Origin of the sequence: Streptomyces sp. NPDC053493 (genome assembly GCF_044544825.1) — a bacterium.
In the GTDB taxonomy this organism is placed as follows: Bacteria; Actinomycetota; Actinomycetes; order Streptomycetales; family Streptomycetaceae; genus Streptomyces.
This window is the reverse complement of sequence record NZ_JBITXS010000001.1, coordinates 197,234-210,775: the sequence shown is the minus strand read 5'-3', so window position 1 is coordinate 210,775 and position 13,542 is coordinate 197,234. Positions and strand designations below refer to the sequence as shown.

The 13,542-nt window shown below is 72.8% G+C and carries 12 protein-coding genes; 9 read left to right on the top strand and 3 right to left on the bottom strand.

All coding sequences use genetic code 11. From position 1 onward, the window contains the following. Nucleotides 1–4: 4 nt before the first annotated feature. Entirely contained in the window at nt 5–1,534 is a 1,530-nt protein-coding gene (locus ACIGO8_RS00940) for a cytosine permease (RefSeq protein ID WP_399722404.1), read from the bottom strand. 185 nt (nt 1,535–1,719) lie between these two features. On the opposite strand from ACIGO8_RS00940, the gene ureA reads away from it, so the two are divergent. The 8 genes from ureA to ACIGO8_RS00900 all read left to right on the top strand — a co-directional run bounded on the left by ureA (nt 1,720) and on the right by ACIGO8_RS00900 (nt 11,194). Next, nucleotides 1,720–2,418, top strand: coding sequence for an urease subunit gamma (ureA, locus tag ACIGO8_RS00935; RefSeq protein WP_399722401.1), 699 nt, complete (start codon nt 1,720–1,722; stop codon nt 2,416–2,418). Beyond that, nucleotides 2,418–4,100, top strand: coding sequence for an urease subunit alpha (locus ACIGO8_RS00930; RefSeq protein WP_399722399.1), 1,683 nt, complete (start codon nt 2,418–2,420; stop codon nt 4,098–4,100). The genes ureA and ACIGO8_RS00930 overlap by 1 nt, the downstream gene beginning before the upstream one ends. A 21-nt stretch (nt 4,101–4,121) precedes the next feature. Continuing rightward, on the top strand, nt 4,122–5,141 hold the full coding sequence (locus ACIGO8_RS00925) for an agmatine/peptidylarginine deiminase (RefSeq protein WP_399722396.1): 1,020 nt from the start codon (nt 4,122–4,124) through the stop codon (nt 5,139–5,141). A 111-nt stretch (nt 5,142–5,252) separates the two neighbouring features. Next, complete coding sequence (locus ACIGO8_RS00920; RefSeq protein WP_399722393.1) at nt 5,253–5,756, top strand: hypothetical protein; 504 nt, start codon at nt 5,253–5,255, stop codon at nt 5,754–5,756. Nucleotides 5,757–5,920: 164 nt separating this feature from the next. Beyond that, nucleotides 5,921–6,460: a TetR/AcrR family transcriptional regulator gene (locus ACIGO8_RS00915; RefSeq protein WP_399724221.1), complete on the top strand. Its 540-nt coding sequence runs from the start codon at nt 5,921–5,923 to the stop codon at nt 6,458–6,460. A gap of 81 nt (nt 6,461–6,541) precedes the next feature. Next, nucleotides 6,542–7,882 carry an MFS transporter gene (locus ACIGO8_RS00910; RefSeq protein WP_399722390.1) on the top strand — a complete coding sequence of 447 codons (1,341 nt, stop codon included), beginning with the start codon at nt 6,542–6,544 and terminating at the stop codon, nt 7,880–7,882. 284 nt (nt 7,883–8,166) lie between these two features. Next, nucleotides 8,167–9,798, top strand: a complete 1,632-nt coding sequence (gene cimA, locus ACIGO8_RS00905; protein ID WP_399722388.1) for a citramalate synthase — start codon at nt 8,167–8,169, stop codon at nt 9,796–9,798. A 58-nt stretch (nt 9,799–9,856) separates the two neighbouring features. Continuing rightward, nucleotides 9,857–11,194, top strand: coding sequence for a hypothetical protein (locus tag ACIGO8_RS00900; RefSeq protein ID WP_399722385.1), 1,338 nt, complete (start codon nt 9,857–9,859; stop codon nt 11,192–11,194). A gap of 11 nt (nt 11,195–11,205) precedes the next feature. On the opposite strand, the gene dnaN is transcribed toward ACIGO8_RS00900, so the two are convergent. Both dnaN and ACIGO8_RS00890 read right to left on the bottom strand, forming a co-directional pair. Beyond that, nucleotides 11,206–12,339, bottom strand: a complete 1,134-nt coding sequence (gene dnaN, locus ACIGO8_RS00895; protein ID WP_399722381.1) for a DNA polymerase III subunit beta — start codon at nt 12,337–12,339, stop codon at nt 11,206–11,208. Between the two features lie 10 nt (nt 12,340–12,349). After that, nucleotides 12,350–12,934 (bottom strand): TetR/AcrR family transcriptional regulator, encoded by a 585-nt coding sequence (locus ACIGO8_RS00890; RefSeq protein ID WP_399722378.1) that lies wholly within the window; start codon nt 12,932–12,934, stop codon nt 12,350–12,352. 107 nt (nt 12,935–13,041) lie between these two features. Here ACIGO8_RS00890 and ACIGO8_RS00885 point away from each other — a divergent pair, with 107 nt between their 5' ends. Continuing rightward, complete coding sequence (locus tag ACIGO8_RS00885) at nt 13,042–13,518, top strand: DUF4267 domain-containing protein (RefSeq protein WP_399722377.1); 477 nt, start codon at nt 13,042–13,044, stop codon at nt 13,516–13,518. Nucleotides 13,519–13,542: the final 24 nt, after the last annotated feature.

Here is a 13,542-nt window from a genome sequence, read left to right as displayed (position 1 = left end):
CGGGTTACGACTCCGAGTCCACCAGGGCGCCCGGGACGGCCACCGTCCCGGGCGCCTGCGCGTCCGGGCCCGGCTCCGTCTTCGTCTCCGCGTCCGCTTCGGGGCCGGCGTCCGTGCCCGCGTCCGTGCCCGCGTCCGGCACCGGGACCAGGAGCGTCGGCCGGGCCGGCGTCAGCACCGCGTACAGCAGACCGCCCACGATGCCCGAGAAGACGAAGCTGCAGTCGATCCCGCCGGTCAGCGAGAGCAGCGGGCCCTCGTAGAGCGGGGTCGACACGGCGGCCAGACCGACGGCCGCGCCGATCGCCCAGGAGGCGGTGGCGCGCGGGTGCCAGCCGGCCGCGTACCAGTAGACGCCGCCGCGCGAGCGCCGGTTGTAGACCTGGAGCGCCTCCGCGTCGTACGTACCGCGGCAACGGCGGTGTCCGATCAGCGTGATGACCGCCCACGGCGTGCCGATGGCGGTGAGCAGCAGCACGAACGAGGTCATCGCGGACTGCGCGTCCGAGGCGAAGTGGCCCAGGAAGACGAAGGCGGTGGCGACGCCGGCGACGACGAGGGTCGCCCGGGCGCGGGTGGCCTTCGGCAGGATCGCGTCGAGGTCGAGGCCCATCGAGTAGAGCATCAGTCCGGCGTTGCCGACCGAGCCGGCGGTGGCGGCGATCAGCAGCGGCACCAGGTACCAGACGGGCGAGGCGGCGACGAGCGGTCCGGCGTAGTCGAGGCCGCCGCGGGCGGCGAGCGCCGTGTACGTGCCGAAGAGCTGCGGGACCAGCAGGCCGACGACCAGGCCGAGACAGGTGGCGCGCCAGACCTTCTTCGGGTTGTGCCGGGCGGGCGAGATGTAGCGGGTGTAGTCGCCGAGCAGCGTGATGAACGCCACCGGGCCGCTGAGCCCGGCCGCGACGGCGGAGAGCAGCCAGGTCGGCCAGAAGGAGCCGAGCAGATACGGCGTGTCGGCCACCGGCGCGGTGGTGAAGTCGCCGGCGTAGGCGACGATCCCGATGGCGAGCAGCACGGTCATGCCGACCGCGAGCGCCTTGCTCAGCTTGAGCAGCAGCCGGTAGCCGTAGACGGCGCCGACCACGGTCAGGGCGGCGAGCAGCGCGTAGACGGTGGCGTGCGCCGCGCCGCCGGTGGGCAGGCCGACCAGGCGCTCCAGGGTGCCGACCATCACGTCGCCGCCGATCCACAGGGTCAGCGCGGTGTAGCCGAGCGAGAGCAGCAGGCCGACCACCGAGCCGACGAGCCGGCCGCGGACGCCGAAGAAGGCGCCGGAGGAGGTCGAGAGGTTGGTGGCGGTGCGCAGCGAGACCAGTGCGAGCGGCGCGGTGACGGCGACACCGACGAGCGTGCCGGTGACGACGGAGGTCACCGAGGCCCACAGGCCCAGGCCGAAGGAGACCGGGAGCCAGCCGAAGACGATCACGCCCAGGCAGAGGTTGGAGCCGAGCAGGATCGAGACGAGGTCGCGGGGACCGCTGGTGCGTTCCGCCTCGGGGATCGTGTCGACTCCGCGCTGTTCTATCGCCATGGGGACTCCCGGGGGATGGGGGACGGGGCAGGGGAGTGGGGGGTTCGGGGGCTGAGCGCCGTGGGGACGGGTTTTAGAGTGGCGCTCAAGGTCTTCCAATGTGACCCAGGTGTGTCAGTCACGTCAATGCTTGGAAGATGTGGACGCAACATTTAGAGTGGCACTCAAACAGGAGGTGTACGGAAGTGCGACTGACCCCCACGGAACGCGACCGGCTGCTGCTCTTCGGCGCAGCTGAGCTCGCCCGCGCCCGCCGGGCCCGGGGCCTGCGGCTCAATGTGCCCGAGGCGACCGCCCTTGTCGCGGACACGGTCTGCGAGGCGGCCCGCGACGGCAAGCGACTCGCCGAGGCGATCGAGGCGGCCCGCTCCGTGCTCGGCCCCGACGACGTCCTGCCCGGCGTCGCCGACGTCGTCACCGAGGTCCACGTCGAGGCGGTCTTCGACGACGGCTCACGGCTCGCCGTCGTCTCCGACCCCATCGGCGGAGGCACCCTCGGCGCCGGGGCGCCGGGTGCGCTGCTGCCCGGGCCGGAGTCCGAGGAGGCCGAGCCGGCGCTCACGCTTGCGGTGCGCAACACGGCGACCGTTCCGGTCAGCGTCACCTCGCACTTCCACTTCTTCGAGGCCAATCCGCGTCTGGTCTTCGACCGTGCGGCCGCCTACGGCATGCGGCTGGCCATTCCGGCCGGTGCGTCGTTCCGCTTCGATCCGGGCGGCGAGGCCGAGGTCGGCCTGGTGCCGATCGGCGGCGCGCGGGTCGCGATCGGTTTCGCGGGTCTGGTCGACGGGCCGCTGGACGCGCCCGGCGCGAAGGAGGAGGCCCTGCGCAGGGCCGCGGCCTGCGGCTACCTGGGCGCGGAGCCCGACAAGGAGGAGAACTGATGGATCCCTACGAGTACGCCTCCGTGCACGGCCCGCGGGCCGGCGACCGGGTGGTCCTCGGCGACTCCGGCCTCGTCGTGCGCGTCGAGTCCGACTCCCAGAAGCCCGGCGACGAGTTCCTGGCCGGCTTCGGCAAGACCGCCCGCGACGGACTCCACCTCAAGGCCGCCGCCGTCCGCGAGACCTGCGACGTCGTGATCAGCAACGTCCTCGTCATCGACGCCGTCCAGGGCATCCGCAAGGTGTCGATCGGCATCCGCGAGGGCCGCATCCACGCCATCGGCCGGGCCGGCAACCCCGACACCCTCGACGGCGTCGACGTCGTCGTCGGCACCGGCACCTCGATCGTCTCCGGCGAGGGCCTCATCGCCACCGCCGGCGCCGTCGACACCCATGTCCACCTGCTCTCGCCCCGGATCATGGAGGCCTCGCTCGCCAGCGGCGTCACCACGATCATCGGCCAGGAGTTCGGCCCCGTCTGGGGCGTCGGCGTCAACTCGCCCTGGGCCCTCAAGCACGCCTTCAACGCCTTCGACGCCTGGCCGGTCAACATCGGCTTCCTCGGCCGCGGCTCCTCCTCCGACCCCGCCCCGCTGGTCGAGGCCCTCGCCGAGGGCGGCGCGTCCGGATTCAAGGTCCACGAGGACATGGGCGCCCACACCCGCGCCCTGGACACCGCCCTGCGCGTCGCCGAGGAGCACGACGTCCAGGTCGCGCTGCACTCGGACGGCCTCAACGAGTGCCTGTCCGTGGAGGACACCCTCAGCGTCCTGGACGGCCGCACCATCCACGCCTTCCACATCGAGGGCTGCGGCGGCGGACACGTACCCAACGTCCTGAAGATGGCGGGCGTGCCGAACGTCATCGGCTCCTCCACCAACCCCACGCTCCCCTTCGGCCGTGACGCCGTCGCGGAGCACTACGGAATGATCGTCTCCGTCCACGACCTGAAGACCGACCTGCCCGGCGACGCCGCGATGGCGCGCGACCGGATCCGGGCCGGCACGATGGGCGCGGAGGACGTCCTGCACGACCTCGGCGCGATCGGCATCACGTCGTCGGACGCGCAGGGAATGGGAAGGGCCGGCGAGACCGTACGCCGGACCTTCGCCATGGCCGGGAAGATGAAGGCCGAGCTCGGACCCATGGAGGGCGACGGCGCGCACGACGACAACGCGCGCGTCCTGCGCTACATGGCCAAGCTCACCGTCAACCCGGCGATCGCCCACGGCCTCGCACACGAGATCGGCTCGATCGAGGTCGGCAAGCTCGCCGACATCGTGCTGTGGCGGCCCGAGTACTTCGGCGCCAAGCCCCAACTGGTGCTGAAGTCCGGCTTCCCCGCGTGGGGGGTCGTGGGCGATCCGAACGCGGCCACCGACACCTGCGAACCGCTCGTCCTCGGCCCGCTGTTCGGCGCCCACGGAGCGACCGCGGCCGACATCTCGGTCGCCTTCGTCGCCCGGGCGGCGATCGACCTCGGCGGCGACCGGCTGCCCACCCGCCGCCGCCGGGTCGCCGTGCGCGGCACACGCGGCATCGGGCCCGCGGACCTGCTGCTCAACTCGCGCATCGGAGACGTCCAGGTCGACGGCCGCACCGGCCTCGTCTCGCTCGACGGCTCGCCGATCCGCTCCGAGGCGGCCGAGTCCGTCTCCCTCAACCGCCTCTACTTCCTCTGAACCCGCTTAGGACTCTTCGCCATGACGTACCGCATGCCCGCCGAGTGGACCCCGCACGAGCGCACCTGGATGGCCTGGCCCAGCCCGAACCCCACCTTCACCAACGAGGAGGAGCTGGCCGAGGCCCGCGAGGCCTGGGCGTCGGTGGCCCGCGCCGTGCGCCGCTTCGAGCCGGTCACCGTGGTGGTGGCCCCCGGCGACGGGAACTCCGCCCGCGCCCTGCTCGGTGACGACGTCGAGCTGCTGGAGCGGGAGCTCGACGACGCGTGGATGCGCGACATCGGCCCCACCTTCGTCAAGGACGAGGAGGGCCGGCTCGCCGCCGTGGACTGGGTCTTCAACGGCTGGGGCGCGCAGGACTGGGCCCGCTGGGAGCACGACTCGAAGATCGCCCGCCACGTCGCCGACGCGGCCGGCGTGCCGGTGCTGAGCAGCCCCCTTGTGAACGAGGGCGGCGCCATCCACGTCGACGGCGAGGGCACCGTGCTCCTCACCGACACCGTCCAGCTCGGCGCGGGCCGCAACCCCGAGTGGTCCCGCCAGGAGGTGGAGGCCGAGATCCACGCGAAGCTCGGCACCACCAAGGCGATCTGGCTGCCGCACGGCCTGGCCGGCGACTACGGCCTCTACGGCACCCAGGGCCACGTCGACATCGTCGCCGCCTTCGCCCGGCCGGGCACCGTCCTGGTCCACAGCCAGCAGGACCCGAACCACCCCGACTACGAGCGCTCCCGCCTCTACGTCAACCTGCTGCGCGGCCAGACCGACGCCCAGGGCCGTCCGCTGGAGGTCATCGAGGTCCCGGCCCCGACCGTCCTGAAGGACGAGGAGGGCGACTGGGTCGACTACTCGTACATCAACCACTACCTCTGCAACGGCGGTGTGGTGCTGTGCGGCTTCGACGACCCGCACGACGAGGTCGCGGCCGAGATCTTCCGCCGTCTCTTCCCGGAGCGCGAGGTCGTCCTCGTCGACGCCCGCCCGATCTTCGCGGGCGGCGGCGGCATCCACTGCATCACCCAGCAGCAGCCGGCGGTCTGACCGTCCGGCCGGCCGGACACCGGTTTTCCCCGGACACCGGTTTTCCGGGGCGCCGTACGCTCCCCGGAAAACCGGTGTCCACGGCCGGCGGGCCCATAGCACCATCACCCGGTGGACATGCTGATCTGCGCCGCGTGCGCGCGACCCCTCACCGAAGCCGTGCGGCTCCTGGACACGGTGCCCGAGCGGCCCGGATACGACGGACTGCCCGGACCCGACGGACGGCGGCGCCCGCCCGCGACGATGCCGCGGGCACGGTACGCGGTCGAGCCGGAGCACCGGGGCGCCCCGTTCGTCGCGTGCGAGGACGAGGACGCGTACGACGGGACGTATCCCGGCGGACCCTGGCGGTCGGACGAGCGGGGACTCCTCGTCTCGGCCGGGCTCCGCGGCCAGTACGTGCTGCACCCGGACGACGTCCTGCCGCTCGGCTTCCACCCGGAGATCAGGCGCCTGGTCGGCTGCTGCGGGCCCGCCGGCGACGACGGCGTCAACCGGGTCTGCGCCTGCGGCGCGGAGGTCGCCACCGCGTACGCCGACTGCTGCGGCCCCTACGAGACCCTGTTCGTGCCCGACGCCGTCCGCGTCGTCCCCGCCCCGGAGGCACCCGCGTGACCCGCCCGCATGCCGATGTGACGGCCGCCGCCTTCGGGCGTGGGCCCGACGGCCGGATCCTGTAGAACGTACGAGTGAGTCAGAGCAGCAACCCGACCTCCCACCCCGCGCCCCGCCGGCGCAACCAGTCCGCCCCGCCCCGCGAGGACGTGCTGGCCGCCGCCATGGGCACCATCGCCGAGCGCGGGCTCGAGGGGCTGACCATGGCCGGGCTCGGCCGCCAGGTCGGGATGAGCAGCGGACACCTGCTCTACTACTTCCGCACCAAGGACGAGCTGCTGCTGCAGACGCTCGAGTGGAGCGAGGGCCGGCTCGGGGCCGAGCGCAGCGCGCTGCTCTCGCGGCCCGGCACCGCGCGCGATCGGCTCGACGGATACGTGGACGTGTACGTGCCCGACGGGCCGCGCGACCCGCACTGGACGCTCTGGCTGGAGGTCTGGAACCGCTCGCAGAACGCCGACGACGACGCCCGCGCCCGGCAGGCCGCCATCGAGGGAGCCTGGCACCGCGACCTCGTCGCGATCCTCGCCGAGGGCGTCTCCCGCGGCGAGTTCCGGCCCGTCGACCCGGACCGCTTCGCACACCGGATGCGGGCCCTGCTCGACGGCTTCAGCGTCCATGTCGCGGTCGGCATCCCGGGCACCGGACGCGACCAAGTCATCGCCCACGTCAGGGAGTTCATCGCCGAAACCCTGCTTCCGTGATCTTTAGGCACGTAAGTACTCCCGATCGTTGCCCGGTGCGCCCTTGTCGTCGCGCGGCTGTCTCCGGCACGGTTCGGGGCCATGGGACGAGAGCACTGGAAGAAGATCTGGGTCGGCTCGGCCGGCAACATGGTCGAGTGGTTCGACTGGTTCGTCTACGCGAGCTTCGCGACCTACTTCGCGGGAGCGTTCTTCCCCGAGGGGAACGACACCGCCAAGCTCATGAACACCGCCGGCATCTTCGCCGTCGGCTTCTTCATGCGCCCGGTCGGCGGCTGGCTGCTCGGCCGGGTCGGTGACCGCAAGGGCCGCAAGGCGGCCCTCACCCTCACCGTGACGCTGATGTCGGCCTCCGCGGTGCTCATCGCCGTCGCGCCGACCTACGCCGTCGCCGGCTACGGCGGCGCCGCCGTCCTCCTCGTCGCCCGCCTGCTGCAGGGACTGTCCGTCGGCGGCGAGTACGCCGCCAGCGCCACCTACCTCACCGAGGCCTCCGCGCCGCGCCACCGCGGCTTCGCCTCCAGCTTCCAGTACGTGTCGATGACCGCCGGCCAGATCGTCGGCCTCGGCCTGCAGATCGTCCTCCAGCGGACCATGTCCGCCGAGGCCCTGCACAGCTGGGGCTGGCGCATCCCGTTCGTCGTCGGCGCGCTAGGCGCGGCCGTGGTCTTCTACCTGCGCCGCACCATGCTGGAGACGGAGGTGTACGAGGAGAGCGCCGACACCGGCGTCGGCAGCGGCGAGAAGGGCACCCTCAAGGCGCTGTGGGCGCACCGGCGCGAGGCCTTCCTCGTCGTCGCGCTCACCATGGGCGGCACGGTGGCCTACTACACGTACACCACCTACCTCACCAAGTACCTGTCCAACTCCGCGGGCCTGCCCAAGCAGACCGCGACCCTGGTGTCCTTCTGCGCGCTGATCGTCTTCGCCTGTCTGCAGCCGCTGGCCGGGCGGCTCTCCGACCGGATCGGCCGCCGCCCGCTGCTGATCACCTTCGCCGTCGGCTCCACCCTCCTCACCGTGCCGATCATGACGATGCTGAAGCACGCGGGCTCCTTCTGGCCGGCCCTCGGCCTCGCCCTGCTCGCGCTCGTCGTCGTCACCGGCTACACCTCGATCAACGCCTGCGTGAAGGCCGAGCTCTTCCCGACCGGCGTCCGGGCCCTCGGCGTCGCCCTGCCCTACGCCGTCGCCAACGCCCTCTTCGGCGGCACCGCCGAATACGTGGCCCTGTGGTTCAAGAACGCCGGCGCCGAGTCGGGCTACTACTGGTACGTGGCGGGCTGCGCGGCCGTCTCGCTGGTCGTGTACGTGACGATGCGCGAGACCCGCGACATCGACCTGGGCCGGGTCGGACGCTCCGCGGACGGCGCCGTCGGCGCGGCCGTACCCGCCAGGACGGCGGCCGATTCCGCATCGTGAGATTCGCGTCCGCCGCCGCGCGCGGGTGTGGCAGACTGCCGACGTGCTCGCTACCACCATGATTATCGGCAGCAGCGCGCCGGTCCGCAGTGACCGCTGAACCGTGGGACTTAACCCCCACGGCAGCGGCCACCGTGCCCCAGACCCGCGCGCAGACCTCTCGCACCCGCGAGGGGTTTTTTCGTTTTCCGGCCCCACCACCGCCGGAAACGGACGGCGCGTGAGAATGGGGGCAAGTGGATCCAGACCTTCCGGAGCCACATCCGACAGGAGCCATCACAGTCATGACCACGGAGAACGGCGAGAGCCCGCGCCTCGACGACAGCCATGTCGACGACAGTTTCCACGTCTTCGACACCACGCTGCGCGACGGCGCGCAGCGCGAGGGCATCAACCTCACCGTCGCGGACAAGCTGACCATCGCGCGGCACCTCGACGACTTCGGCGTCGGCTTCATCGAGGGCGGCTGGCCCGGCGCCAATCCCCGCGACACCGAGTTCTTCGCCCGCGCCCGGCAGGAGATCGCGTTCAGGAACGCGCAGCTCGTCGCCTTCGGCGCCACCCGCCGGGCCGGCGGCAACGCCGCCGAGGACCCGCAGGTCAAGGCGCTGCTCGACTCCGGTGCCCCGGTGATCACCCTGGTCGCCAAGTCCCACGACCGGCACGTCGAGCTGGCGCTGCGCACCACCCTCGACGAGAACCTGGAGATGGTCCGCGACACCGTCTCCTACCTGCGCTCCCAGGGCCGCCGGGTCTTCGTCGACTGCGAGCACTTCTTCGACGGCTACAAGGAGAACCCCGGCTACGCCAAGGCCGTGGTCCGCGCCGCGCACGAGGCCGGCGCCGACGTCGTCGTCCTGTGCGACACCAACGGCGGCATGCTGCCCGCCCAGGTCCAGGCCGTCGTCGCCACCGTCCTCGCCGACACCGGCGCACGCCTCGGCATCCACGCCCAGGACGACACCGGCTGCGCGGTCGCCAACACCCTCGCCGCCGTCGACGCGGGCGCCACCCACGTCCAGTGCACCGCCAACGGCTACGGCGAGCGGGTCGGCAACGCCAACCTGTTCCCCGTCGTCGCCGCCCTGGAACTCAAGTACGGCAAGAAGGTGCTGCCCGACGGCGCGCTCGCCGAGATGACCCGGATCTCCCACGCGATCGCCGAGGTCGTCAACCTCACGCCGTCCACCCACCAGCCCTACGTGGGCGTCTCCGCCTTCGCGCACAAGGCGGGCCTGCACGCCTCCGCCATCAAGGTGGACCCGGACCTCTACCAGCACATCGACCCCGAGCTGGTCGGCAACACCATGCGGATGCTGGTCTCCGACATGGCCGGCCGGGCGTCCATCGAGCTCAAGGGCAAGGAGCTCGGCGTCGACCTGGGCGGCGACCGGGCGCTGGTCGCCCGCGTGGTCGAGCGGGTCAAGGAGCGCGAGCTCAAGGGCTACACCTACGAGGCCGCCGACGCCTCCTTCGAGCTGCTGCTGCGCGAGGAGGCCGAGGGTCGGCCGCGCCGCTACTTCCGCACGGAGTCCTGGCGCGCGATCGTCGAGGACCGGCCGGACGGCACCCACGCCAACGAGGCCACCGTGAAGCTGTGGGCGAAGGGCGAGCGGATCGTCGCCACCGCCGAGGGCAACGGCCCCGTCAACGCCCTCGACCGCGCGATGCGCACCGCCCTGGAGCGGTTCTACCCGCCGCTGGCCAAGTTCGAGCTGGTCGACTACAAGGTCCGCATCCTGGAGGGCCGCCACGGCACCGAGTCCACCACCCGCGTCCTGATCACCACCAGCGACGGCAACGGCGAGTGGTCGACCGTCGGCGTCGGCGAGAACGTCATCGCCGCCTCCTGGCAGGCCCTGGAGGACGCCTTCACCTACGGGCTGCTGCGGGCGGGCATCGAACCTGCCGAATAGAGCACCCGGCGGATGGTCCGCTATGTCCTGTTCGATGCCGTTCGGGTAGCGTCGAATCATGAGGACCAGGGCGATATCCGTGTGGTCGGCCCTCGCCGGGCTGACGCTGATGCTGCTGATGGTCCTGGCGCCCTCCGCGGGTGCCAGGGCCACCGGGATACCCGACGCGGCCGCCGCCCTGAAACAGGGCCCGGTGTACGTCGATCCCGGCGCCGCGGGCCAGCTGTCCAAGGGCGACGCGGACGCCCTCGCGAAGAAGATCAAGGACGCCGACAAGCCGCTCTTCGTGGCCGTGCTCCCGGCGAACGCGCAGTTCCCGCCCCAGGACCTGCTGCGGAACCTGCGCACCCAGACCGGGATCACCGGGCTCTACGCCGTGCGCCTCGGCAACGGCTTCGACGCGGGCGCCGACCGGACCGTGATGTCCCGCGACGCCGTCGACAACCTCGTCACCTCCGTACGGCAGCCCGGCGTGGACGCCAAGACCGAGCTGAACAACTTCGTCGACCAGGCCCTGCCGGGCATGCGCGGCTCCGCACCCGGCTCCTGGGGCTCGGTCGGCAAGGACTCCGGAGTGCCGGTCGGCGGGCTCGTCACCCTCGGCGCGGTCGTCGTGGCCGGCGGCGCCGGCGCCTACGCGGTCGTCCGCCGCAACCGGCTCCGCAAGGAGGCCGAGGAGCGCGCCGCCCTCGACCGGCTGCGGGTCGTCGTCGACGAGGACATCACCGCCTTCGGCGAGGAGCTGGAGCGGCTCGACTTCCACCCGGCCGAGGCGGGCGCCGACGACGCCATGCGCGGCGACTACGAACGGGCGCTCGACTCCTACGACCGGGCGAAGTCCCTGATGGGCTCGGTCAGCCGGCCGCACGAGGTGCGCGCGGTCACCGAGGCCCTGGAGGACGGCCGCTACTCGCTCGCCGTGCTGGCCGCCCGCCGCGAGCACCGGCCGCTGCCGGAGCGGCGCGCGCCCTGCTTCTTCGACCCGCGCCACGGCCCGTCCGTCGAGGACCGCACCTGGACCCCGGCCGGCGGCGCCCCGCGCGAGGTCCCGGTCTGCGCCGCCGACGCGGCCCGCCTGGAGGACGGCCTCGACCCGCAGGCCCGCACCGTCGACACCGACGGCGGCCGCCGCCCCTACTGGGAGGCGGGCCCGGCGTACGGCCCGTGGGCGGGCGGCTACTTCGGCGGCGGCATGCTGCCCGGCCTGCTCGTGGGCACCCTGCTCGGCTCGATGCTCTCCACCCCGGCCTACGCCGCCGAGTACGGCGGCGGCGACTTCCAGGACTTCCAGGGCGGCGACTTCTCCGGGGCCGACTTCAGCCCCGGCGACTTCGGGTCGAACGACTTCGGCGGCTTCGACGGCGGTGGTGGCTTCGACGGCGGCGGCGGCTTCTAGAGGGCGACCCCCTAGACCAGCGGCTTCACCGACATCAGCAGATGGCGGTGGGTGCCGGCGCCGCGCTCGCCGTGCTCCCCGTCCTCGCCGGCGTCGGTGATCAGCGCCCGCTGGCCCGGCCCGAGCAGCCGGAGCCGCAGTTCGGGCGCCTCGAAGGAGCCGAGCGCGTCCAGCAGATAGCCCGGGTTGAAGGCGACCGTCACCGCCGCGGCGCCGGTCAGCGCGGCCGGCAGCCGCTGCGAGGCCACGTCGTCCTCGTAACCGGCCTGGAGCAGCACCGTCGTGCCGTCGAACGCGAGCTGTACGGGGCTGTCGCCCTCCGCCACCACCGCGACCCGCTTCACGGCCTCGACCAGCGGCGCCCGCGCCGTGACGGCCACCGCGTGCTCGCCGAGCGCGAAGAGCTTGTCGTGCCGGGGCAGCCGTCCGTCGATGAGACGGGTGGTGGTGCTCATCCCGGCGCTCTCGAAGCCGAGGGTGCCGCCGTCCAGGGCGAGCCGGACCGTCCCGGCGCCGGCGAGCGAGCGGGCGAGCTCGGTGAGCCGGCGGGCCGGCACCACGACGTCCAGGGCCGCTGCGGAGGAGTCCGCCGCGGGCTTCCACTCCAGGGTGCGCACCGCGTACCGGTAACGGTCGGTCGCGGCCAGCGTCATCGTCGTGCCGTCCAGGCCGAGCCGTATGCCCGTGAGCACCGGCAGCGCGTCGTCCCGGCCGGCGGCCACCGCCACCTGTCCGACGGCCGCCGCGAAGGCGTCCGCGTCCACGGTGCCGCGCGGCGCGGGCAGGGCCGGGCGGTCCGGGCAGTCGTCCAGGGGCAGCAGCGAGAGCCCGAAGCGGGCGTCGCCGCCGGTGACCGCGAGCCGGGCGCCGTCGACCGCGCACTCCACGGGGCCCTGGGGGAGCACCTTGCAGATGTCGAGGAGTCTGCGGCCGAGCACCAGTGCCCGTCCTGCCCGCGCCACCTCGGCGTCCACCTCGATGCGCGCCGAGGCCTCGTGGTCGAGGCCGGAGACGCGCAGCCGCCCGTCCTCGCCGGCCTCCAGGAGCAGGCCGCCGAGGACGGGCAGGGGCGAGCGGGCCGGAAGCACGCGGGCGGCCCAGGCCACCGCCTCGGTCAACGCGCCGCTGTCGATACGGAGTTCCATGCCGCCGACGCTAGCGACCGCCACTGACAATCGCGTCGACCAGCAGTTCCAGGCGTCCCGCGGCGAGCTCGGGGCGCAGGCGGCCGCTGCCGTCGAGGGTGGCGAGGCCGTGCAGGGTGCTCCAGGTCAGCTCGGCGAGCGTGTCGGTGTCGCGGTCGCCGGCGAGCGGACCCACCGTCAGGAGGAACTCGGCGAAGGCGGCCTTGAGGATCTCCGGCGAGTCGTCGGTGGCGAACTCGAGCGCGGTGCGCTGCACGAACATCGCCTCGTAGAGGGCGGGATGGGCGCGGGCGAAGTCGAGATAGGTCGTGGCGAGGGCGGTGAGCGCGGCGACGGGCCCGTCGGCGCCGGTGCGGGCGGCGCGCAGGGCGCCGGTCAGTTCCTCGATGCCGTCGGCGGCGACGGCGGTGACGATCGCGTCCTTGCCGGCGAAGTGGCTGTAGAGGACGGGCTGGCTGTAGGCGACGGCCTCGGAGAGCCGGCGGGTGGTGACGGCGGCCCAGCCCTCGGTCTCGGCCAGCTCGCGGGCGGCCCTGACGATCAGCCGGTGGCGGTCGGCTCGTTCGCGCTCTCGGCGCTGCTGCGGTGTGGACATGAAGAAGACGCTAGCACCGCTAGACAATCGAGCGCAGCTAGGGCTAGCGTTGCTATCAGTCCTAGCGCCGCTAGGACGACGAGTGTCCCGTCTCCCAGGGGGTTTCCATGTCCAGCACGTCCACCGTGTCCACCCTGTCCACGGCCTCCCGCCGGTCCTTCGCCCACCGCGCCGGCACCGTCCTGTCCGTCCTCCTCGGCCTCGCCTGCCTCTGGTTCGGCATCAACTTCTCGCTGTTCCCCGAGGCCGCCGCCTCCGGCTTCGGCATCCCGTCCTGGCCCGACGGGCAGGCGGCCGGCTACTTCGGCGTCAAGGCGGCCCGCGACCTCGCCAACGGCGCCGTCGTCCTCACCCTCCTCGCACTCGGCCGGCGCCGCTCGCTCGCCTGGGTGATGCTGCTCCTGGCGATCGTCCCCTTCGGCGACGCGCTCGCCGTGCTCGGCCACGGCGGCACCTACGCCGCCGCCCTCGGCATCCACGCGGCCACCGGAGTCGTCGTCGTCCTGACCGCCGTGCTCCTCTTCGCCACCAGCCGCGCGTCCGGCCGGGAATCCGGACGCGTCCTTGATCGTTCCGCTCTCTGAAGGCAGCGCGCGACGACCAGGGGG

Excerpts from the sequence above, each read along its gene's own strand:
- ACIGO8_RS00930 (WP_399722399.1), top strand. The coding sequence starts at position 2,418 with ATGGATCCCTACGAGTACGCCTCCGTGCACGGCCCGCGGGCCGGCGAC.
- cimA (WP_399722388.1), top strand. The coding sequence starts at position 8,167 with ATGACCACGGAGAACGGCGAGAGCCCGCGCCTCGACGACAGCCATGTC.
- ACIGO8_RS00940 (WP_399722404.1), bottom strand. The coding sequence starts at position 1,534 with ATGGCGATAGAACAGCGCGGAGTCGACACGATCCCCGAGGCGGAACGC.
- ACIGO8_RS00915 (WP_399724221.1), top strand. The coding sequence starts at position 5,921 with ATGGGCACCATCGCCGAGCGCGGGCTCGAGGGGCTGACCATGGCCGGG.
- ACIGO8_RS00925 (WP_399722396.1), top strand. The coding sequence starts at position 4,122 with ATGACGTACCGCATGCCCGCCGAGTGGACCCCGCACGAGCGCACCTGG.
- dnaN (WP_399722381.1), bottom strand. The coding sequence starts at position 12,339 with ATGGAACTCCGTATCGACAGCGGCGCGTTGACCGAGGCGGTGGCCTGG.
- ACIGO8_RS00890 (WP_399722378.1), bottom strand. The coding sequence starts at position 12,934 with ATGTCCACACCGCAGCAGCGCCGAGAGCGCGAACGAGCCGACCGCCAC.
- ACIGO8_RS00885 (WP_399722377.1), top strand. The coding sequence starts at position 13,042 with ATGTCCAGCACGTCCACCGTGTCCACCCTGTCCACGGCCTCCCGCCGG.
- ACIGO8_RS00900 (WP_399722385.1), top strand. The coding sequence starts at position 9,857 with ATGAGGACCAGGGCGATATCCGTGTGGTCGGCCCTCGCCGGGCTGACG.
- ACIGO8_RS00910 (WP_399722390.1), top strand. The coding sequence starts at position 6,542 with ATGGGACGAGAGCACTGGAAGAAGATCTGGGTCGGCTCGGCCGGCAAC.